Here is a 22,303-nt window from a genome sequence, read left to right as displayed (position 1 = left end):
TTGTACCGCATTATCCTAAATTATTAGAGTTCTTGTAAAATTTATTTTTGCAAGAACTTTACCTTTCAAATTATATCCCAGAAATTAAAACGAAGTGTTAATAAAGCGCCTTTTTAAGCCTTTTAGCGATCCGAAACTCCTCTTTTTTGAGGTGCTTCTTTACAAAAAACAGGAGTGGCATTTCACTTTTTTTTAAAAGATAAAAACCGCTCTGTTCCCGTAGAAAAAAACGCATATCTAAAAGTAACGTTGTATAGGCTTGATGCTGTACAAATTTAAGAAGTATCTCTCTATCTTCGCTCAGTAACGATTCAAATTCACGTATCAAACGCTCTGCCATCCTATCATCAAAAACACCACGTCCAATGCTCAAAATATAGCGTATATTTTCGGCAATCTTGCAGAGAGTTTTAGGTGCTTTGGCATCATCGTCTAAAAGTAATTCTACTGCATGTTCTAAAAATTGCATCTCACGGTACAAAAGTACTTTGAGTACTTTTTGGGTACTCATACCAGAGGCAAAGTCAAAATCAAATGCACGCACACCAATTTTATCGCACTTTTTATAAACATCTAGGAGTGAAAAATCGTAGTTTTGAGGCAGTCCAAATAAAGAGAGGTAACGGTTTTTATAGCGTTTATCACCACTCACATCGGCACATAAAAAAGAACCTAAGTCATTTTCAAATGCATCAAGTTCGTTAAGAGTGTGAAAACGTGTCCCTAAAACAGCCAGTCGATCCGAGGCATCAGGATGATTTTCGACGAAAAGTTGTTGAAGGTTTTTTTTATAAGAAGGGAAAGTGGTGAGAATAGACTTCACCACTTCCTTAGGATTTTGAATAAGATAACGTCGTTTAATCGTGCACTTTTTCACACATGCACTTTTAAAACTGCTTTTCCATAACAGGAATGACCTGTTTTTTACGGCTCAATACGCCATCCACCCACATCTCGTGGTTGGTAAGTTTTTGGTTGAACGCTTTTTCAATAATGCTTTCATCATCACTCACCACTAAAAATTGTGAGCCTTCGATCATGATGTCCGTTAAAAGAAGCATCACAGTATGACGACCACCCTCTTCTTTGTAGGCTTTCATATCGGCAAACAGAGCCTCTTTCATACCATCAAAGACTTTCAAATCAACCACTTCAAGCTGACCAATACCAATTTTTTTGCCACCCATTTCAAAGTCTTTGTAATCACGAAGCAAAAGCGTACGTGGGCTTGCACCAACGACTGCTGATTTGACTAAAAACATCTCCATACCCAAGGCTTTAAAATCTTCAATACCAGCAATTTTTGCTAATTCTTTAACCGCTTTTGTATCCACTTTGGTGCAAGTTGGTGATTTGAAAAGTACAGTGTCACTTAAAATGGCCATCATCATCGCACCTGCGATATCTTTAGGAATATCAATCTTGTAATGATCAAACATCTCTTTGACAATCGTATTGGTACATCCAACAGGTCTGATCCAGCACTCAAGAGGTGTACTCGTTGTAATGTCACCGAGTTTATGATGATCGACAATGCCTAAAATAGTGGTTTCTTTAAGGTTGTGTGGCGCTTGTGCAAGATCAGAATAGTCGGTAATGTAAAGATTATCGCCTGAAAAATCATTTTTGAGAAGTGGTTTTTCAAACCCAAATGTCTTTAAAATAAATTCTGTCTCAGGGCTTAACTCACCTTGACGTGCAGGAATACACGGCTCTCCTAATTGTGTTTTGAGATATGAAAGAGAGATCGCTGATACGACAGAATCCGAATCGGGATTAATATGTCCACAAGCATACGTTTTCATGGAAAATTCCTTTAGTTTTTAGGTAATTATAACCGATTTGCATAAAATTTTAAAAGAGTTAAAAAATAAAGCTTCTCATTTAAAGACAAGCTTAAAAAGTGTATTAGGCTTAATGTTTGCCTTTTCCATGTTCTTTACCGTGATCTTGATCTCTGTCTCGGTCATCACGCCTATCGTCGCGGCTATCATCAAAATCGCGCATATCATGACCTCCTTTAAGTGCTTTAAACTCACTTGAGCCAGGTTTTACACCAAGATCTTTTGCTATGACTCCCCAGCCTTTATGTTTGTTGGCTTGATAGTATCTGAGCACATCTTCATGTGAACGTCCCGATAATTCTGAAAGTCGAAGCACCATATATGCATCAGCAGGTGCTCCTACGCTTTTAAGAATAATGCTTAGTTGTGACTCAGGGGTTCCAAAACGTGAAGCAAGTCCTGATCTATAAGCGTGAGGATCAGAATCTGATCTTAGATTTAGATTGACCATCCAATCAAAATCAGCTGCCATAAGTGCTGATCCACTCAAGAGTACAAAACTTGCTGTTGTTAATAAAAGACTCTTTAATTTCATTGTTACTCCTTTTTTCTATTCATTTCTAGCGTCTATAATGTCCATCGTCTCTGCGATCGTCATCTCTATCATCATGACGATCATGATCTCTTCGATCATGACGTTCAGGTTCTCTTATCTCATAATATCGTGGCTCGACATACACTTTGCGAACAGGCATTTCACGACGATCTTCATAGTGTCCATTGTATCTTGGAGCATAGTGCAAATCATGTCTTTCTCGAAGTTCTATGTACTCATTTGAATCAAGTCTAACACCTAAATTATAGGCTATGTCACCCCAACCATGATGCCTTCGTTCACGGTAAACTCTTAAAATATACTCTGGTGTTCGCCCCGATAACTCGGCAAGACGAAAAATCATATACGCATCTGCTGGTGCATACACACTCGTTAAAATCACCATCACTTCAGGCTCTCTGTACCCAAAACGATCTGCCAAACCGTACCTGTAACTATAAGGATCCTCATTGGATCGTACATTTAGACTGACTATCCAATCAAATTCAGATGCGATGAGTACTGATGAACAGAGGATTAAAGTACTTAGCAAAGTTAAAATAAGTTTTTGTAATTTCATTATAGTTCTCCATCTTAATCGTAAAAGCGTATTATAGTCAAAAAAGTGAACTTATAGTGAACATGACTCTCCCCTTATTCTCTCCTTTTTTACATGTACTATTCCTGCTTAGCTTTGAGTAGTGTTATCGTTGTAACCATTTGTTTACATAAAAATTACGCTCATAAGCCTATAATGCCTTTGAAAGTTTGTTAAGGAGTAGCACAATGAGAATCCATCATCATACGATAGCTACAGATGAAATCATCTTTTTGTATGCCAATATACATTAGGTATAACAAATGTCATACCTAATGTCACATAGAATCACTATAATTTTTTATTTTATTTAATTATAAAATATAAATAAGGATTAAGAATTATGATGCAATCCCGTCAGTCAAAAATTATCACGAATGCAACAAGCTATTTTATGAGCCAATACACAAAGCGATATTTACATGTAGAAAAACCCTCTTTGGGGTTACCTCCTCCTCCTGAAGCGAAAAAGTATCTCTTGTATATTCATGTTCCTTTTTGTACGATGTTTTGCCCATACTGCTCCTTTAACAAATTTACCTACACCAAAGAAGCTGCTACAAAATACTACCTCCATTTACGTGATGAGATTTTACATGTAAAAGAGTTGGGGTATGATTTTAACTATTTGGTAATTGGTGGTGGAACACCTTTGATTGATGAAGAAGAGCTGATTGAGACTATAGAGTTTGTCAAAAAACTTTTTTCCATCGAGCATGTTTCGTGCGAAAGTGACCCTAACCATATCCAAAAAGAGACCGTAACACGTCTGCGTGGCTTAGTCGATCGCCTCTCTGTAGGTGTACAAACTTTTGATGATGCTCTTTTGAAAAAATTGGGTCGTTATGAAAAGTTTGGCTCAGGTGAAGAGGTGTACGAGAAGATTAGTTCTATGCTGGGGATCTTGCCCATCACCAGCGTGGATCTCATCTTCAATTTCCCTACTCAAACTAAAGAAGGGTTAAGACGCGATCTTGATACCCTTAAAAAACTCCGACCAGAACAAACCAGTGTCTATCCACTGATGACTTCCTCTTTGGTTAAAAACAGTGTCAAAAAAACATTGGGTGAATTCAGTCTTGAAAATGAGTTCAACTTTTTCGGCATCATTAAAGAGTCTCTCAAAGAGAATTATCCTTCACGTCATGGCTGGTCTTTTTCAAAAGAGAGCGATCTGATCATTGATGAATACATCATCGACAATGAAGAGTATGTCGGTGTAGGTTCAGGCTCCTTTAGTTTTCTAAAAGACACACTCTATCTCAATGAATTTGCACTCGATCAATACGCATCACTCATACAAGAAAAACGCTCTGCGGTCACGAAAGAGCGTACATTCCCTGCCAACTCACAGATATATTATCGTTTGATGGTCGATCTTTTCAACGGTAAGCTTTCTAAGAAAAAATTTGCCACCATGTTTGGCGAGAACATTAATGACGCACTGGGCAAAGAGCTCATGTTACTTAAATTTGCAAAAGCCATCAAAGAGCATAAAGAGAGTATCACCACGACGGAGTTTGGTGACTACCTCTTTTTAGTGATGATGAAAGAGTTTTACATGGGCATGGATCGCATCCGCAATGATGCAAGAAAGAACCTTACCCTTTAAACGACGCTAAGGAGAGGCTCTCACTCCATGTGAGCACAAAAAAGCCAACATGCTCTCCATTGATATCTATAATGGGGGTGTACAATACGTAATAATCCCCTCGTTTAAGATACCCCGTACCTTGAAAATTGATCTCTTTAATAAAACCAAGACCATTGACTTCTTGATTTACAATGGTGTAATTATCAAGCATTAATTTTTGATGATAACTTGCAGCATTGGCGATAGGAAGGTATTCATTTTTCATCAGGACATAAAGCTCAATGCCATCTTTTTTAAAGTAGTCATTAAGATCTTTAAAGTCCACCACGGTTTCAATCGTTCCAATATAATCACTTTTTGCGAATACTGGTGCAATAGCGCGCATGAACATACCATGTCTTCCAATCTCAATGCCATATGTCGGCTGCCTACTCTGTTTAATCTTTTCTAGCGCATGGCGGAAAGTGCTAAGATCATCATTGGTTTGATTGTTGTAATCCCATAAGCGCATAAAACTTTTAAAATCTTTGGTATGCAGGTGTAAGCGTGCGTTTTCAAAGATATTGGCTTGTGCCATACTGTTCCTAATTTCAAGCAGGTACGGCAAACAGTGTTCTCTTTCTTGCTGACTTAAACACGCAACCACATGTGGGCTTTTCGCCAAAATCACTGAACTCGCCAAAGAGACTTTGGTCGTCTCTTCAATTTTATTGTGCAAGGTTAACAGCAGAGCATCCATCTGCTTTTTAAGCGTCTCTTCCTCTTCATACGAAATGGATTTATTGTACAAGAAGAGCATAATGAGCCCCAAAAAAAGCATTATTGCCGCACTGAGAAAAAACCTTTTTTCTTTCATTTTTCACCCTTTATCACTTCATTATCTACGCTGTCTAAGAGCTTCTTTTTATCAAGTTTAAAGATATACGTAAAGCACGAACCTCTGTTTTCATACGACTCAATGTTGATGTCAATGTCATTTTTATTGCAAATATTCTGCACGATATTAAGACCCAAACCAAACCCACCTTGTACCGAATCTTCGCGTTCAAAGCGTTGAAACACTTTGTAGAGATCTTTAATGCCTTGCCCATAATCCTGAAAGCTCAGCACACAATGCTCCTCATCTTTTGGCAGAAGTTTTATCTCCACTTTGCCCTGAAAAAAGGAGTATTTTATAGCGTTTGAAAGCGTATTGTCGATGATGCGCTGTAGTTCCACTTTACTCATATAGATCATCATATCAGGCGCTACACTGTGCTCTAATGTCATTGATTTGGAAACGGCTATATCTTCAAAAAAAGCGATGCGTTGATTTAAATAATCTGAGAGATTCATTCTTTCTTTATTATAGGTCACTTTTTTATGTTTGATGTAGTATTCCACATCTTCATACGTCATCTGCATCTGTTTGGTAGCTGCCTTGATGCGCTGAAGATGTTTTGTGGAGGTCACATAACTTGAAAGTAATTCAACGTTAATGTTGATGACACCCAGAGGTGTTTTAAGTTCATGCATGGAGTCATTAAAAAAGTCATTCATATAACGCTGCATCTTTTGATAAGGGTAGATACTTGAATGAATAAAAATATTGCTCATCAGATACACCAAAAAAAGTACACTAAAAAAGAGCACGGTGGTAATAAAAATAATTTTGGCGTAGTTGAGTTGTAACTCAACCACAAGGTATAAAAGCTCATTCTCGTGTTGAATTTTTTTTTGGTAGTACAAAAAAGGATAAATCACGCGTACTTTAAAATTAAGATCACTCAAAGATTCTTGAATACCTTGATAACAAAGCTGATGCGTTGCATCGTAAATATTGATATGAAAACGTACACTGCGGGGTATCGCAAAGTGCTCTTTTTCAAAAATGCTCTTCTCATGAGCATCTACCCACTCTAAAATTTCTTGGGTTGCTTTGTATTTTTCTTCCATGATCGTGCTTTGAATCGCAAAATAACTGGGAACACAAAAGAGTGCCATTACGATGAGGGTATAGGCTAAGACCGAGCGAAAAGGATTAAGAGATAACATCGATGCGGTATCCTAAACCACGAGAAGATTTAATAAACTCCTCATTATCCACTTTGAGCCTAATTTTCCTGATGTACATACGAATATCCGCGTAACTGATCTCCTTACCTTCCCACACATTTTCACGAATCAACTCAATGTCGCAAAACGTATTTTTTCTGCGAATCAAAAAGCGCACCATATCAAGCTCTTTGGAGGTTAGAGAAACACTCTTATCCTCATTTTTCAGCTCACCTGTTTCAAAGTTAAACACAAAACCACAACTAAGACGAAACTCTCCATCCGTGCTCGTTTGATAATGTTTTTTAATCAACTCTTTGACCCGAAGTTCCAGCTCTTTTAACTCAAAAGGCTTTTTGAGGTAGTCATTGCACCCAAGTTGATACCCAATTTCGATGTTATCAATATCTACCAACGACGTCATGATGATAATTGGTGTGGTAATATTGGCTTCTTTAATGTATTTTATCAGCTCGTGTCCACTTAATTTTGGCACTTTGACATCGAGTAAAAAAAGATAATAACACTTCTGCATAATGGCATCCAACGCACTCTCTCCATCAAAAAAAGCATCGACTTCATACCCTAAGAGCTCTAAATACTCCTTAATGCTCTCGTTGTAATTGTAGTCATCTTCTAAGAGTAAAATCTTCATGCCTTTTTCCTTAACCAAGATAAATTTGTCCCGCGTAAATGATGTAGTAACGTAGCATCAATACGCCTAAAATGACGACCATCGAGTTAATTACAATGTAACCCACGCGGTACACATGACTGCGCAAGGCTACAATAACCGTCACAAGAGGAAGCCCTAATCCCACACCGATGACACCTAACCAAAAAATACCCGCCCAAAAGCCCTCCGTAAGCGCCGCCTTTGCAGCACTAGGAGCATCGCCACCGGCATAAAATAGCCCGATAAAAAAAAGGCCTAAAAGAGGTAATTCCGTTAAAATAACTCTGGTGTCCAACACTAAAAGGTATTTAATACTCTCCGTATTGATGGTACTTTTAAAAAACAGTAATCCGATAAGGATATTTACCGCAACGCCTGAAGAGAGACTTGAGGTTAAAAATAAAATAGGCAGAAGTGGGCTGTTCCACAAAGGAATGGCATACAAAACCGAAAGTAAAAAGCCCGTATAAGAGCCCACACACAGCGCTGCTATAAAAAGAAAATACTCAATGATTTTCGCATACGAATGAAAACTCTTAACAAGGTTAATCAACCCTTCCAAAGGAGCTAAAATGGGATGTTTAATAACACTACGCTCAAACACCAGCAACATAAAAACTACTACAATAGGTGTGTAAATGAGCAAAAAAAGTACTCCCAAACTCATGACTGAAGTGATGTTATAACGAATCAATAACCAGTAAAATGAAAGAGGACGACCCAAATCAACCACCAACAAAAGCAGTCCCAAAAAGATTGCGCTAGGAGCGACAACGGATCCTGCTTTAATCATTGCATCCCAGATGGACGAGTTACTGCGCTCATGGCGATTCCATTTTACAAGTAACGCAACGATGATAGACCCTGAACTCAGTCCTGCTAAAAAAAGATAGATCGCAATCGCCCATGACCAGTGAATCGTACTGTACTGCTCCACACTTCCCCACATAGGACTCATGACTTAGCCCCTTTTCGGTTGGGAATAAACGCCACTTTGGGCTTCGTTCCAAGATGCGCTTTAGGAAAGACTAAAACCTCTTTGTTCGATTTTTGATGCACGAAAGAATTTTTTTGCCGCATATCGCCAAAACTCAGCGCATCGGTCGGACAGATGCTGACACACGCTGGGCTTAGCTCTTTGGAAACACGTGTTTCATAGCAAAAATCACACTTCTCCACCACGTTTTTAAGGGGATTAATAAAGCGTGCATGGTAGGGACAGGCGAGGATGCAGTATTTACATGTAATGCAAGCGCGCTCATCAATATGCACCAAACCATCTTTACTCTGAAACGAAGCATTGGTAGGGCAAACACTCACACACGGAGGATTTTCGCACATCATACACGAGAGTCGCTCGAAATTCATTCCAAGATTGGGGAATTCGCCTTTGGTTTGAAGATGTACTTGCAACCTATAGACATCATCTGGCACACTGTTTTCAACACGACACGCAACATTGCAGGCTTGGCATCCAATGCAGAGGTTTTCATCGTAAAGCAGTCGGTACTGTTTTTCCATCTTTTCGTCCTATGCCTTGATGATATTGACACCAACATTGGTGATCATCGCCCCACAAAGTGTGGCACTTTCTAAAGAAAGAAGTTTTGAAGCATTTGTTCCTTTACCGTGTGTTCGCTTGAGCTGTGGGGTATCGCGTCCAAATCCCATATAAGCAAAAAGCGTGTCAGGGCGAATGCCCTCTGTAATAAATACCGTTGCCTTCTCTTTAGAAATATCGTTTTGAAGGTAAAAAGTATCCCCCTGCTTAAGCCCATGCGCTTTAGCAGTCAGTGGGTTCATCCAGATCGGATTATCAGATAGGAGCATATGAAGATAAGGCACATTCTGAGTGTGTCCATTGGTATGCACGGCACTCTTGCCACTGGTGAGGACATAAGCAAACCCTTGTGTCACATCCATATCCACCGCTCTTGGCACACCATACCCACTAAAAGCCCGCTCAACCTCATCACAATACATTTCGATCTTGCCTGAGGGCGTTTTAAGATGATTTAAAAAATGACTAAAGAGCCCTTGTGAATCTCTCCAACCACTGCTTTTGGGGTAGCGCTCACAAAAGCTCTCCACTGAAGAGGATTGCAATGCTAACAGAGGGGGCACATCAAACGAAGCAACACCACGCATCAGCAGTGTTTGTAAAAGCTCCGCATTGCCTTTGGCTTGATAAGCGCGTAGTTCAGGGATATTTTTCCACGCATAATGACTTCCAAATCCCATTCGTTCTGCAAGATCGCGGATGATTTCTATAAGGCTTCTGTTTTGATGCATTGGTTCTACGATACGGTTACGCATCGCATAACTAGGTGTTTTAAACGCACTTTTACTAATGCCCTCATCGCGCTCCAGATACGTGGATTCTGGCAAAACGACATCAGCCATCATGGCGGTATCAGAGAGATAAATATCATTGACCACGATAAACTCTAACTGATCCATCGCCTCTTTCATCTTTTGCGGATGAGCAACCGTAATGAGCGGATTGTGACGGGTTAAAAACCATCCTTTTATTTCATAAGGGGTTTGTGAAAGAATCGCTTCTGGAATTGCTGTCAAAACACCGTGTGAACGAGAAACAAAACGATGTTTTCCCCCTTCCCCTGCACCATCCATTCGAGGCTCATGAATGCGCGGTCTAGGATAAGGATCATTCAGTTCTGGCACAATCATCTCTTTTGCAAGTGTGTTGATGCGCTCGGCTGTTTTAGCAAAATAGATGCCACCCTCTTTTTCCACATTGCCCATCAAAATATTGGCCATCAAAATAGCGCGCGTTCGTTGATACTCTGCTTTGGTCGTGGTTGCTTTATGCCCCCAGTCAATAATACACCTAGGAGCAGCTTCGTAAATTTCTGCAGCGATGCGCTCAACCACTTTAGCATCAATTCCTGTAAGAGACTGTTGCCACTGTGGGGTTGTCTCCTTCACCGAATCTACCAATTTATCAAAACCAATGGTGTACTGTTCTATAAATTTTTTATCGTATTTGCCATCTCTAATCCATACATGTAAAAGAGCAAGCACAAACGCCAAATCAGAACCCGCTTTAATCGGATGCCATTCATTGGCTTTGGAAGCAATCACTGAAAAACGAGGGTCAAGTACCACCAATTTTTTGGAGGGATTGGCTGAAAAATGTGCCATGGCTTTGGTAAGAGGAATGTCTAAGCCTTCAAAGAGGTTATGACCAAAGTTAAGAATGTAAGTGGCATTTTCAAAATCACGGTGCAGTTTCTCGCCAAACGTATGTTCAAAAGCACTCTCAATGGCTATGGGACAGGAGCTCCAGTGCGAAAAGACATTCGGCGAGCCAAATGCCGAAGCAAATGAGCGCAACAGATCGTACTGTTCGCCTGTTTTAGCGGAAAAAAGGACACTGCGAGCGCCATAACGCTCTTTCAGTGCAGAAAGTTTTGTGGAAATCAAACTCAGTGCTTCATCCCAGCTCGCTTCACGCCACTTGTTTTCACCGCGCTTTCCCGCACGAATGAGTGGAACAACGAGTCTTTGCGTATCGTAAAGTTGAGAAGCTCCTGCAACACCTCTAGCGCATAAAGAGGTTCCCATCTCTTTTGCAAAGGCGTTTCCTTGAAGCAGGACTGTTTTGCCATTGATGACACGTGCTTCCATAGGACAACGGCTACTGCACATTTCACAGATGGAACGGATAAATTTATCTTCTCCCTTAAGCGCCACATTTCCTAATGCACCTAAACTTCCAGGTATCAAAACAGTGGCGGATGCACCGGTTGTTACTACCTTTAAAAAGTCTCTTCGCGCTTGGAAATATGCCATGCCTTAGCCTTGTCTAGTTTAGTACTATTGTATGATAATTTGGCTTTAAAGTGAAATGATAGGACTTGGTTTACTAAAGAGATACCCTTGTGAAAAGTCTACATGTAAACTCTGGAGTTTTTCTTGAACACTCATGCGATCCACAAATTCAGCCACAATACTATAGCCCATTTTTTTCGCAAAGGAGATGATAGTTTCGACTGTCATAGCACTCGTTTCATTGGTATCAATGTCTTTAATCAGTGAACCATCAATTTTGATAATATCTACCTCTAATTTCACCAAATACGCAAAGTTGGAATAACCTGTGCCAAAGTCATCAATGGCAATACGACACCCTAACTGTTTTACCTCATGAATAAACGACGTAATCTCACTAAAATTTTCAATACCCTCAGACTCAACAATCTCAAAAATAACGCGATGGGCACATTTATATTTTTTCATATTTTCATACAAACACTCTTTGACTGACGAGGAGAGAATATCGCCTTTGGTAAGGTTAATCGAAAAGTCCACACTAAAATCTTTGAGATATTCAAACGACTTATGAATCATAATCTTCGTGAGTTTTTCATACAACCGTGTCTTTTTCGCTTGATCTAAAAAGTGATACGGCGTTAGGTAATTTCCATCCTCTTCTTGCAAACGCATCAGGACTTCATACTTGGTAATTTTATGCAGTTTATTGTCATAAATACCTTGAAAAAACGGCACAATACGGTCATTTTCAATCGCAGATCTAATTTTTTGAATGACTTGAATATTTTGTTTCGTTTTGACTTTGAGGGCTTCGTTACTGTCATAAAACATGAAGGCTTGATTATGTGTTTTTGCCTCCTTAAGAGCGACATGGGACTGCATATAAATCTCATCCGTCATCCCTTCTGCAACACCCACATTAAGTCTCACAACCACTTCATAGCCTTTGATGGTAAAGACTTTGTTTTCTAGACTACGGATCATACGTTTAATCTTGTCACGTAAATTGTGAAACATTTTTTGATCGCGTTCAGCCAATAAGACTGCAAACTCATCACCGTTAATACGAAAAATGACATCCGAATGGTTATCAAAGGTTTGCATTAAAAAATCAGCGATCTGTTTTAAAAGATCATCCCCAACATCATAACCCAAATAGTCATTGATCTCCGAGAATCCTACCAGATTGAGCAGTACTAAAAGTTTTTGACCTGTATCCGTGCGAAGTCTATGAAAGAGCGCTTCACGATTTCCAAAACCTGTCAGTTCATCTTTAAAATGCTGTTCGATGAGTTGCTCTTTTAAAACCAAATCGGTAATATCGATGCTACTGGTAATATACTCAACGATATTGCCTTTCTCGTCTAAAAAAGGCATGACTGTACTTTTAATGTAATAAATTTCCTCTTTAGGATTTATACAGTGAAGCACTCCACTCCAAATCTCTTTTCTTTGCAAGCTATTCCATAAATCTCGATAAAGAGATACTTCCGAATTTGGGTGGCGAAATCTACTGTGCTTACTTCCTATAATCTCTTCTTTGCTTAACCCCGTCACCCTGCAAAAAGCATCATTAACATAAATTATGTTGCCTTTTATATCCATTTTGGACACAATAGCACTTTGATCTAATATCATTTTATACTGATTTAAAAAGTTTATATTGACATCAAGTTCATATTGGGTCGTGTTTACTAAATGGGTTAAAGACTTCAGTGTCGAGCAGTTCACTTCGGGTTTTTCGCCCAGTGTATGAGAGATAATATAGTCAGATTCACTCAAAGCTAGCACCGTAGTTGTCACATTGAGCAGTTGATTTTTATGTTCTGAGTGAAAAAACTCACCGTAGGTAAAAAAGCCTGCTGTTGGGGCAATTTGTTGTAACAACCCAAATTCATAGTTCAGCTGTTTTTGTAAAAAGCGTTTACGAACACTGCACGAATAGATAAAAATAGCTTCAACGGGTTTTTCATTGATCTGTTCTTGTATAGCAACCGCTCTGTCCATAATCTCTTCGACATTACCAATAGCAAAACGTACTTTTTCTCCTTCATTCAGATAGCCTGAGAAGATGAGCGAACCATCTTCATTGACGCCAATGAGGGAGCGGCACACCTCAATTTCATCACATACTTTAACAAAAGGAAATTCCACCGCACTGCTAGGAAGATTTTGAACCACATCTTTTCCTAAATAGTGTTGATAAACCTCTTGAATCGGTTGATGATCGATCTCGTAAATGGTTCCTTTATTGACCTTTGTAACGCTCAGTTCTTTACCAATTTGAGTCCATCCCAGCGAATAACCATTGTTTACATGTAACGTTTTTCCACTGAGTGTTGCGATCACAATACCTTGATCCAAAATCTTATTTTCACAAATAATAAAGGCACTCTCAAATAAAAATTCATCGGCAGCATTACCCCCTGCAAGAGGCATGTCGGCTCTTATGCTATTGAACCCTTCAATGAAGTTTTCACTATCGTCTTTTGCGAAAGGATGTGCTAAAGCGATGCAGACTTTTGTCTCTTTTTCTAAAATGCTCTCAGCTGCTTTTTGTCCACTTTCAAAGTTTACATCTTGAAAATAATAAACTTTTGCAACACTTTTTTCAAGACGGCAAAAGCTAATTTGAATCGTACCTGTTTTAATGCGCCCCGATTTAATTTCACCTGCTGTACTTGCACCAATGATTATGCTTTTAGGAAAAGTTTGTTTGAGAAAATGAAGAATTTCTGTAATTTTTAGTTTATCAAAACTGCCACAAAAGATTTGAATTAGCAGATGATCATTAGGTCTAAAATAGGTTTTGGCAAAGTGTTCTAATGCTTCAAGAGTTTCGTAGCTATAGTTAATCAACTTCACTGTGTTGCCTTATTTTTTAAATATTACATGTAACCGTATCTAATATTTACCTAATAGTACTAATTTTTATAAGATGATTATCTTATCACAATATTCATATTTTACATATTGTAACAAAAAAAGAAGGCGCTCCCTCAAAAGAGGGAGCTTTTATAACGAAGGTTTAGCCGACGAATGTCTGACCCGCATAGAGAATATAATAACGAAGTGCTAACACGCCTACTAAAACAATCAGTGCGTTGAAAATGACAAAACCATGTGAGTGTTTAACACCATGTGGTAGTGCAAAATTCAAACCAATCGGTAACATTAAGCCTAAGCCGATAACGCCAATCCAAAGAAGAGCAGAAAGGCCACCTGTACTCATAGCCGCACTTGCAACATGCGCTGTAACGCCTCCTTGGTACATCATGCCGACAAAGAGGATGAAAAGGAAGAAAAGCTCTGCAAAGATCACTTTAATATCCAATCCGTGCAAGTAACTGACGTTGCTCGCCCCCGTTGAGCTTTTGAAGAAAAGAAGCCCTACCACTAGGTTTGCTGAAATACCTGCAGATACACCAGAAGCTAGGAAAAGTACTGGTAAAATCGGTGTATTTAGAAGCGGATAACTGTTCATTGCTGAGAGCAAGAAACCTGTATACGCTCCAACACCGACTGCTAAAACCAGTGTCACACCCTCAATTACTTTGGCATAGGTTAGTGCAAATTCAGCAACCGGCGCTAAAATTTTTAACGCTCCATTTTCAAAAAGCTCTTTTTTAAAGACCCCTAAGAAAAAGAGAATAACGACTGGGAAATAGGCAAAAAGTGCTAAAACACCCAGTGTCATGACGGAACCAAAATTATAATGAATCAACAATTTCCAAAAATGAAGCGGTCTTGTAAGGTCGAAAATCAAAAGCATAAGACCTGCACCAATCGTTACAGGAGCAAGAATTGCACCTGCTTTAATAATGCCATCCCAAGGAGAGACGTCATTGCCTTTCATCCATTTGATCACAATCGCTGAGATAATCGCACCTGCAGACAAACCTGCGAGGAAAAGATAAACAGCAATTGGCCAATGCCATACGACTGTATTATATTGTGCTAGTGAACCTGATATTGGATTCATGAGTTGATCCCTCCTTTATGATTCGGTACGATAAACATTTTTGGGTTTGTTCCCAATTTTTCTTTTTGACGATACGTTACACGTGTAGAGAGTGCTTGATTGATCTTGCTTTTTGGATCATTAAGATCACCAAAAATAAGCGCATCGGTTGGGCACACTGTGACACACGCTGGCTCTTCACCTCTTGCCAAACGTGATTCATGGCAGAAGGTACATTTATCAGGTGCTTTGGTAATTGGATGTACATAACGTGCTTGGTAAGGACACGCTGCAACACAGTACAGACACCCCACACACAAATCAACATCGACCAACACAATGCCCTCTTCATTCACATGAGAAGCTTTGGTTGGGCAAACACTCACACAGGGGGTGTTTTCACACTGGACACACGATTGGCGATGGTACTCATAGCCTAAAGTGCCATTAGGGTACTCTTCTGGTTTTACCCAAACTTGTAAACGATAAACGGATTCTGGTATTTTGTTTTCTGATCTACACGCAACATTGCACGCTTGACAGCCAATACACAAATTATTGTCGTGGATCATTCCATATTTTTTTGCCATTGTTTTCTCCTCCCCTTACGCTTTTCTGACTTTGACGCCAACAACATGCAGGTTCATACCTGAGTTTGGCGAGACCAAAGAAGAATAAAGTGCATTGCTGTTAACACCTTTGCCATAAGCTCGTTTAAGCTCTTTACTGATGTGACCAAATCCAAAGTAAGCAAAGATAGTATCTTCTCTCACACCTTTGCTTACCAGCGCTTTGCCTTTTTGGGTGCTGTATTTGTTATACACTTCAACTTTATCACCATTGTTAATACCAAGGCGTTCAGCCGTTTTAGGGTGAATCCAAACCGCAGCATCATCTAAAAGATTGTTCAGCCAGAGATTGTTTCCATTGTGAGCGTTACTGCGAACGGCTGATTTGCCATTGATGAGGTAAAGCTCATCCGATTCTTTGTATTTGTAAGGTGTATAGCTAAGACCTCCTTTTTGAGAGACCTCTTCAAGCTTTTTACTAAAGAGCTGAATTTTTTTAGGGAAATCAATCGTTCCCTCTTCATTGACTCTGCTTGCCGCACTTGGGAATTTTTTGACAAACTCAGCGACACTTTTTTTCTCTTGAAGCATCAAAGGCACGCCAAAGCCAGCACTTCCTGTCGCTTTGAGTTTGGCAAGGAGATCGACATTATCACCCACTTGTTGCAAGCGGTAATCTTCGATATCTTTGTATGGGAAGAATGCGCCTAAGCCCATTTTTTCACCTAACTCTTTAGCAATACGCCATGGTGCTCTACTGTCTCCAATAGGTTCAACCACTTTTTGGCGACCGACACCGTAACTTGGATTTTTGCCACCACTCGCGGTAAACTCTTCATCTCTTTCTAAATACGTGGTATCAGGAAGGACGATGTCAGCAAACCATGCGGTATCAGAGACTTGAATATCCACAACCACCACCAAATCCATCGCTTTAATCGCTTTAATGACATTTTCCATATTGGACTGTGTCATAACAGGATTGTTACGTGCGATAAACCATCCGTGTAGTTTATAACCCACACCTGGAAGTTCTGTAAGTGTTGCATGAGGAATCAATGTGACAATACCCTCACCTTTACTTGCAAGGAAAAATTCACTGTCTTTCTCACCAATACGGTCAATACGTGGTACTTCAACTTTTGGATACGCAGGCGTTTTTGGTTTTTTGAGTTTAAAGGCTTTAGGATCACCCTCGCCAATAAATTGGTTGTAATAATCTGGTCCTTTTGAGAGATAATAACCACCATCTCTCTCAACCGCACCCACAAGAACGTTAATCATCATCATCGCTCGGCGAAGTTCCAACTCTTGTGGTGTAAAGGTAACACGATGTCCAAAGTCAAAAATGGCTTTAGGTGCAGCTTTTGCAAACTCACGCGCTAAGCGCTTGATGGTATCGGCTGGTATATCACATTCGGTTGCCATTTTTTCAGGAGTATATTCAGCAATACTCGCTTTAAGTTCTTCAAAACCTTCACAATATTTTTCAACGAACTTTTTATCGTAAAGGTTTTCATGAATGAGTGTGTGCATAAATGCTAAAACAAACGGAAGATCGTGCCCCGGTTTGATCGCATGCCATTCGGTTGACTTTGCCGCCATTGCAGAGAGTCTTGGCTCTAACGTAACCAGTTTTGCACCATTTGCAAGCGCTTCCATGTATTGGCGAGCGTAAGAGATAACAATACCTTCAAAGACATTGTGTCCCATATTGATGATGTATTTCGCTTTCGCAAAATCACGGTTAGCCCCTTCACCAAACACATCTTTACCCGCCATACCATACGCGAGTGGACAGGTCGCTTCATGTCCAAAAAGATTATGGGAGCCATACGCTTGTGCTAGATGGTGAAACCATGTTTTAGTCCAACCACTACGTGCCGTAAACGCTACGGTATGCGCGCCATGTTTTTGTTTGATCTCTTCAAGCTTGGTAGCAATGAAAGTGTATGCTTCGTCCCAACTGACCTCTTTCCACTTTCCTTCACCTCGCTCACCCACACGCATAATGGGTTTTACTAAACGTTGTGGATCATAGAGTTGATTGAACCCAGCACTTCCACGTGCACAGATTTTACCACCTCTGCTTTTATCGGCTGGATTTCCTTTTATAAACACACCTTTGCCGTCTTCCACTTTTGCTTCAATGGTACAAGCGCTCGTACACATCTCGCAAATACTTGGTGTGTATTTGGCATTGCCTTTGAGTTGCTTTTGGCTCTCTTCCAGTGCCCCCAGAGTCCCGGGGATACTTGAGAGTCCTGCAACTGCTGCGGCGGTAGAAGAGAGCTTTAGAAAACTTCTTCGGCTAAGCATTTGAGTCATCTTTTATCCTTTATCTAAGATTTAAGTATGACTATCTTAGTCCTCCTATGTAAATTTTATGTAAATTATGAAGTTTATTTTAGATTTAAATAGACGATTTTTGGTGCAGTGTTTCGATTTGTTTATCGCTGTAGATTCCATAAGGATCTTGGTAAGGCATTTTTACATGTAAAGAGGGTGACGAAGAAAGTATTGCGGTGACACCCTTAATATCGCTGTTTTCATCATTCGAGACATGCACTTCAAACCCCGCTAAACTAAGCCCTATTTGGCTTACATGTAAAGCAGTCGAAGCAACCAAAATGCCATCTGGTTTTAAGAGTTTTCGTAAGTGTTGAAAAAACTCAAAGCTCACCAACGAAGCGTTGTTACTCTCGATAAACGGGTCTAAGAAAATCACATCAAACTGTTCGTGCAAAAGAGTGATTGCGTAGCGTGCTTCGGCGTTTAGAAACTCTACTTTGGCAAAAGTATCTTCGTATCGTTTACATGTAAAAAGAGTCTCCAACAGCTTTACATGTAAAGCATTGGGAACGACTGCCGAAGCACTTTTTAAAAGCATACGATCTTGGTCAATCGCCTTTACATGTAACCTGTTTTTAGCGAGTTTTTGGGCTAACGAAACCGCGCAAAACGTATTGTATCCCATCCCAAACCCGATCTCCAAAACAGAGACATCGCTTTTTTCAAGACGTGCTCTGAGATCTGATTTTTCGATGAATTGCTCTTGGGCTTGGCGGTACGCTCCTGCTTTTGGGTGGTAATAGTCACGGTACGTTTCACTCCATGCACTAACACTTCCATCTTCGAGTAAGAACGTTTTCAAAATTTTTGATGGCATGAGCAGGTGTTCTTCTACTTGATCCCCTTGTGTGATGCCTCGATAGCACATGGTTTGTGTCACATACTCCCCAAACTGCCCTTTGGCCATGTGCCATTTTGGAGCGATCAATTCACGTTCAGGAGTGTCGGTAGCAAGACGTAAAATAGGAATACGAGAGGGCACATAACGCAACAGTTCTATCAACGCTTCAGCGTATTCATACTCGCTTAAAAGCGCAAAGGGGTTTGCCTCATATTCACGTGCTAAATCCGTCTTTTCGATGATATGTAAGTTGTGAAATTTGATGCCATCAATGCCTGCATCCACCAAGCCTTGCACACTTTGTTTCCACATATCAGGTGTTTCATGGGGCAACCCGATGATGAGATGCCCGTACACTTTCAAACCTTTACCATGTAAACGCTCAATCGCCTCTAAAGAACATGCCGCATTATGCCCTCGGTTCATGTGCTGTAAACTCGCATCGTGCAGACTTTGTACACCTAGTTCTACCACAACATCGATTTTTTGGCTTAATTCTGCCAAATATTCCAGTGTTGATTCACTCAAGCAATCAGGTCTGGTGCCTATATGAAGTGCATCAAAAGGATAAAGACTCAGAAGTTTCGCATAAGCCTCTTTTTGCTTGACTAACGATGCAAACGTTCCCGTGTAGGCTTGAATGTAAAGTGCAAACCGTTTGGCTTTATAACGCCTTTTTGCAAAGTCGATCCCTTTTTGAATCTGCTCTTCCACGCTTTTCGCATCCGCTATTTGAGCAGCCCTGGCTCCGTGTTCGGGGCAAAAAGAGCAGCCTCCACTGCCATCTTTGTCACGATTTGGACAGCCAAATTCAAGATTGACGGGAATGCTAAAAAGTGCTTCGCCATACCTGCTTTGCATGTAGGCTTTGTGGCTAAGGTATGGGAGCATTATTTAAAGAAGAGTTTACGTATTTTAGTCAGTCCAAAATGCATGCCGCTGAACATCATCACATGTGCCATTTTTTTCCACATTGACTTTTCATAACAAGGATTTGGACACTTACGACAACTGGGTTTATCCTCATGCGGACAATTTTTTAGCTTACCATACGCATAAAGAAAAAGTGTCTCACACTCTTCACACACATGGTAAGGAAGTGAGCATAACGACTCCTCCTGAAAGCTTACCTCTAAAGTTCCCTTTTTTTTAGGAACATCCTGATGCTTTTTATCGCAATGAAGCTGAATGAAACGGTGCAAGGTTTGGGTATCGGAGATCAGTTTTTCTTTGTTCATGTAAACTCTTTAAAAAATTTCCTCTATTATAGAGAATTTTTTTAAACAATGTGCCTTTACATGTAAAAGCTACATCCTTTCACAATGAAAAAACCACCCACGATTAACCAAACAAATAAAATGAGTGCTAAGAGCATCGCTTTACCGCCCACACCTTTAAATTTGGAGAAGGAAGTCTCCATCCCCAGTGCGGTCATTGCCATTGTAAGAATGAAAGTATCAACAATATTAATGCCATCAATCGCAGAAGAAGGTAAAAAATGGAACGAATTAAAACCTGCAACACCAATAAAAAAGATCGCAAACCATGGAATAACCATCTGTTTTTCATGCGCATTACCACTTTTAAAACGTGTAACGATATAGCCTAAAATCACTAAAAAAGGCACTAACAACATCACACGGATCATTTTAACAATCACCGCATTATTTGCTACTTCCTCACTTATAGCACTTCCCGCACCCACGACTTGCGCCACTTCATGAAGCGTTGCACCGACATAAAGTCCTTCATCCCCAAGTCCAAGCGGAATCCAGCCAAGTTGATAAACAATGGGGTATAAAAACATGGAAAGCGTGCCAAAAAGTACGACGGTTCCCACCGCTACCGCACTTTTATACGACTCATTTTTAAGCACGCCCTCGGTTGCTAAAACCGCAGCCGCGCCACAAATAGCACTTCCCGCACTCGTAAGCAATGCAATTTCAGGATCAAGCTTCAACACTTTCACCCCAATGGCATACCCTATCAAAAAGGTTAAAACAACAATCATCAGACTCGATACAAAACCTGAAAGTCCCACACTTTGAATCTGCATAAATGTAATGCGAAATCCATAAAGCACGATGCCTAGGCGAAGCAATGTTTTCGCAGAAAATAAAATGCCACCTTCCCACTCTTTAGGAAACGTTGCACGAAACGTATTGGCATAAACCATCCCCAATGCAATGCCAATAACCAAGGGAGAGATAGCAAGATGTTTGAAAAATGAAAGCTCCGAAAGAAAGTATGCACCATACGCAAATAAGGCTACAATGAAAAGACCTTTGAGTGTATGAGAACGGTTTGTTTTACTAAATGCCACTAAATGCTACCTCTATTTTTTTTAAATCGTACCGTAAAAAAGTGGCAAAATCGGGGTTTGCCACTTTACATGTAAAACTATTTTGCAGGAATAATAATACCTTGATAAGGACCAAATTTATGTTGGTGACGGTTTTTACCATCATCGTACGGTCCAATGTCGCTATCAGGCACTTTCATACTAAGATCAGGGAAATCTTTTTCACGATTGGCTTTCACATCACGTGGTTTATCGTAGTTATTGATATACGCTGCGACATTATAGGCTTGTTCATCGGTTAAAATACGATTTTTATTGTCTGCACCTAAAGGCATATTGGCAACGACCCAGTCAGCTGCACGAATAACTCTGTACATACCAGCTCCCGTGTTGTAGCTGTCTTTTCCCCACAGTGGCGGGAACTCGTAACCATTGGCTTTGCCTTCACGTTTGACACCTTCGCCATTTTCACCATGACATGAAGCACAGAACTCTTTGTAAACCTTCTCACCTTTGATCGGATCAGCGGCTTGCGTCATAATCATTTTACGATTGACTTGAGGAAACTCAGCCCCTTCCACTTTGGCTCCAACAGGAATACCTTGCGCTAACCAGTACATATAAGTGACAATAGCTCGCATTTCTTTGCCATCCTCGGGTAAAGAACGACCGTTCATACTGCGTTCCATACAACCGTTCACACGTCCTTCAATGCTCCCGATACTCTCATCACGATTACGGTATTGTGGAAAGTTAGGGAATGTTCCCATAAAAGGACCCGACCATTTTTTAGTACCTGCATCTTGGTGGCATGATGAACAGGCAAGATTATTACCCGCATAACGCATTTTAGGGTCAGCCACTTCAGGGCCAATGTATTTATAGGTTTCATTGACAAGTGCTTTACCATAACGCACCGTATCGCCAAAAAGGTTTTTAGGAATAGTACTCTCATCGGGTGCTTTCCAATCCTTCACCACAACGGGTTTAAAGCCTTTGTCTGAACGCTTGCTGAGTTCTGCTGTATCCAATGCAAAAAGCCCGCTTGCACAGGATACGATGAGCAAAAATCGTACTATTGAAACTCTCTTCATAATGCCTCCTTAAAATGATTCTTAACAACATCATACGCTCTTTACGTCAATTTATCGTCAATTTTTCCTTTTTACTTTTAAGGTATAATTTTCCAATGTTTCCTC

19 protein-coding genes are annotated in these 22,303 nt (G+C 40.1%); 1 reads left to right on the top strand and 18 read right to left on the bottom strand.

Features of this window, described 5'->3' with window-relative positions:
• Positions 1-97: 97 nt before the first annotated feature.
• From SAR02S_RS01490 to SAR02S_RS01475, 4 genes are all read right to left on the bottom strand, one after another.
• Positions 98-877, bottom strand: a complete 780-nt coding sequence (locus tag SAR02S_RS01490; protein WP_041956245.1) for a hypothetical protein — start codon at positions 875-877, stop codon at positions 98-100.
• A 10-nt stretch (positions 878-887) separates the two neighbouring features.
• Positions 888-1,805 (bottom strand): manganese-dependent inorganic pyrophosphatase, encoded by a 918-nt coding sequence (locus tag SAR02S_RS01485; protein WP_041956243.1) that lies wholly within the window; start codon positions 1,803-1,805, stop codon positions 888-890.
• Positions 1,806-1,914: 109 nt separating this feature from the next.
• Positions 1,915-2,379, bottom strand: coding sequence for a hypothetical protein (locus tag SAR02S_RS01480; RefSeq protein WP_052433495.1), 465 nt, complete (start codon positions 2,377-2,379; stop codon positions 1,915-1,917).
• Between the two features lie 25 nt (positions 2,380-2,404).
• Positions 2,405-2,959, bottom strand: a complete 555-nt coding sequence (locus tag SAR02S_RS01475; RefSeq protein WP_052433494.1) for a hypothetical protein — start codon at positions 2,957-2,959, stop codon at positions 2,405-2,407.
• 361 nt (positions 2,960-3,320) lie between these two features.
• On the opposite strand from SAR02S_RS01475, the gene SAR02S_RS01470 reads away from it, so the two are divergent.
• Complete coding sequence (locus tag SAR02S_RS01470; protein ID WP_041956241.1) at positions 3,321-4,589, top strand: coproporphyrinogen III oxidase family protein; 1,269 nt, start codon at positions 3,321-3,323, stop codon at positions 4,587-4,589.
• Here the strand turns inward: SAR02S_RS01470 and SAR02S_RS01465 are convergent.
• From SAR02S_RS01465 to SAR02S_RS01400, 14 genes are all read right to left on the bottom strand, one after another.
• On the bottom strand, positions 4,579-5,427 hold the full coding sequence (locus SAR02S_RS01465) for a cache domain-containing protein (protein ID WP_041956239.1): 849 nt from the start codon (positions 5,425-5,427) through the stop codon (positions 4,579-4,581). The genes SAR02S_RS01470 and SAR02S_RS01465 overlap by 11 nt on opposite strands.
• Positions 5,424-6,605 carry a sensor histidine kinase gene (locus SAR02S_RS01460; RefSeq protein ID WP_041956237.1) on the bottom strand — a complete coding sequence of 394 codons (1,182 nt, stop codon included), beginning with the start codon at positions 6,603-6,605 and terminating at the stop codon, positions 5,424-5,426. The genes SAR02S_RS01465 and SAR02S_RS01460 overlap by 4 nt, the downstream gene beginning before the upstream one ends.
• The gene (locus SAR02S_RS01455; RefSeq protein WP_041956234.1) at positions 6,592-7,260 is read right to left on the bottom strand and encodes a response regulator transcription factor; all 669 of its coding nucleotides are present in this window, start codon (positions 7,258-7,260) and stop codon (positions 6,592-6,594) included. The genes SAR02S_RS01460 and SAR02S_RS01455 overlap by 14 nt, the downstream gene beginning before the upstream one ends.
• 10 nt (positions 7,261-7,270) lie before the next feature.
• Entirely contained in the window at positions 7,271-8,239 is a 969-nt protein-coding gene (gene nrfD, locus SAR02S_RS01450; protein ID WP_041956232.1) for an NrfD/PsrC family molybdoenzyme membrane anchor subunit, read from the bottom strand.
• Positions 8,236-8,802, bottom strand: coding sequence for a 4Fe-4S dicluster domain-containing protein (locus tag SAR02S_RS01445; RefSeq protein ID WP_041956230.1), 567 nt, complete (start codon positions 8,800-8,802; stop codon positions 8,236-8,238). The genes nrfD (SAR02S_RS01450) and SAR02S_RS01445 overlap by 4 nt, the downstream gene beginning before the upstream one ends.
• A gap of 9 nt (positions 8,803-8,811) precedes the next feature.
• On the bottom strand, positions 8,812-11,097 hold the full coding sequence (phsA, locus tag SAR02S_RS01440; protein WP_041956228.1) for a thiosulfate reductase PhsA: 2,286 nt from the start codon (positions 11,095-11,097) through the stop codon (positions 8,812-8,814).
• 45 nt (positions 11,098-11,142) lie between these two features.
• The gene (locus SAR02S_RS01435; protein WP_041956227.1) at positions 11,143-13,944 is read right to left on the bottom strand and encodes an EAL domain-containing protein; all 2,802 of its coding nucleotides are present in this window, start codon (positions 13,942-13,944) and stop codon (positions 11,143-11,145) included.
• Between the two features lie 163 nt (positions 13,945-14,107).
• On the bottom strand, positions 14,108-15,061 hold the full coding sequence (gene nrfD, locus SAR02S_RS01430; protein ID WP_041956224.1) for an NrfD/PsrC family molybdoenzyme membrane anchor subunit: 954 nt from the start codon (positions 15,059-15,061) through the stop codon (positions 14,108-14,110).
• The gene (locus SAR02S_RS01425; protein WP_041956222.1) at positions 15,058-15,630 is read right to left on the bottom strand and encodes a 4Fe-4S dicluster domain-containing protein; all 573 of its coding nucleotides are present in this window, start codon (positions 15,628-15,630) and stop codon (positions 15,058-15,060) included. The genes nrfD (SAR02S_RS01430) and SAR02S_RS01425 overlap by 4 nt, the downstream gene beginning before the upstream one ends.
• Positions 15,631-15,645: 15 nt before the next feature.
• A complete protein-coding gene (gene phsA, locus SAR02S_RS01420) occupies positions 15,646-17,937 on the bottom strand; it encodes a thiosulfate reductase PhsA (RefSeq protein ID WP_041956219.1) in 2,292 nt (763 codons plus the stop codon).
• Between the two features lie 85 nt (positions 17,938-18,022).
• Positions 18,023-19,693 carry a tRNA modification radical SAM protein MnmL/YtqA gene (gene mnmL / locus SAR02S_RS01415; protein WP_041956218.1) on the bottom strand — a complete coding sequence of 557 codons (1,671 nt, stop codon included), beginning with the start codon at positions 19,691-19,693 and terminating at the stop codon, positions 18,023-18,025.
• A complete protein-coding gene (locus SAR02S_RS01410) occupies positions 19,693-20,040 on the bottom strand; it encodes a nitrous oxide-stimulated promoter family protein (RefSeq protein WP_041956216.1) in 348 nt (115 codons plus the stop codon). The genes mnmL and SAR02S_RS01410 overlap by 1 nt, the downstream gene beginning before the upstream one ends.
• Positions 20,041-20,096: 56 nt before the next feature.
• Positions 20,097-21,125, bottom strand: a complete 1,029-nt coding sequence (locus SAR02S_RS01405) for a YeiH family protein (protein ID WP_041956214.1) — start codon at positions 21,123-21,125, stop codon at positions 20,097-20,099.
• A 77-nt stretch (positions 21,126-21,202) separates the two neighbouring features.
• Positions 21,203-22,198, bottom strand: a complete 996-nt coding sequence (locus SAR02S_RS01400) for a c-type cytochrome (RefSeq protein WP_041956212.1) — start codon at positions 22,196-22,198, stop codon at positions 21,203-21,205.
• Positions 22,199-22,303 lie beyond the last annotated feature (105 nt).

This window comes from Sulfurospirillum arsenophilum NBRC 109478 (assembly GCF_000813345.1).
Lineage (GTDB): Bacteria > Campylobacterota > Campylobacteria > Campylobacterales > Sulfurospirillaceae > Sulfurospirillum > Sulfurospirillum arsenophilum.
The sequence above is the reverse complement of the archived record's forward strand: the minus strand, read 5'-3'. Positions and strand labels throughout refer to the sequence as shown.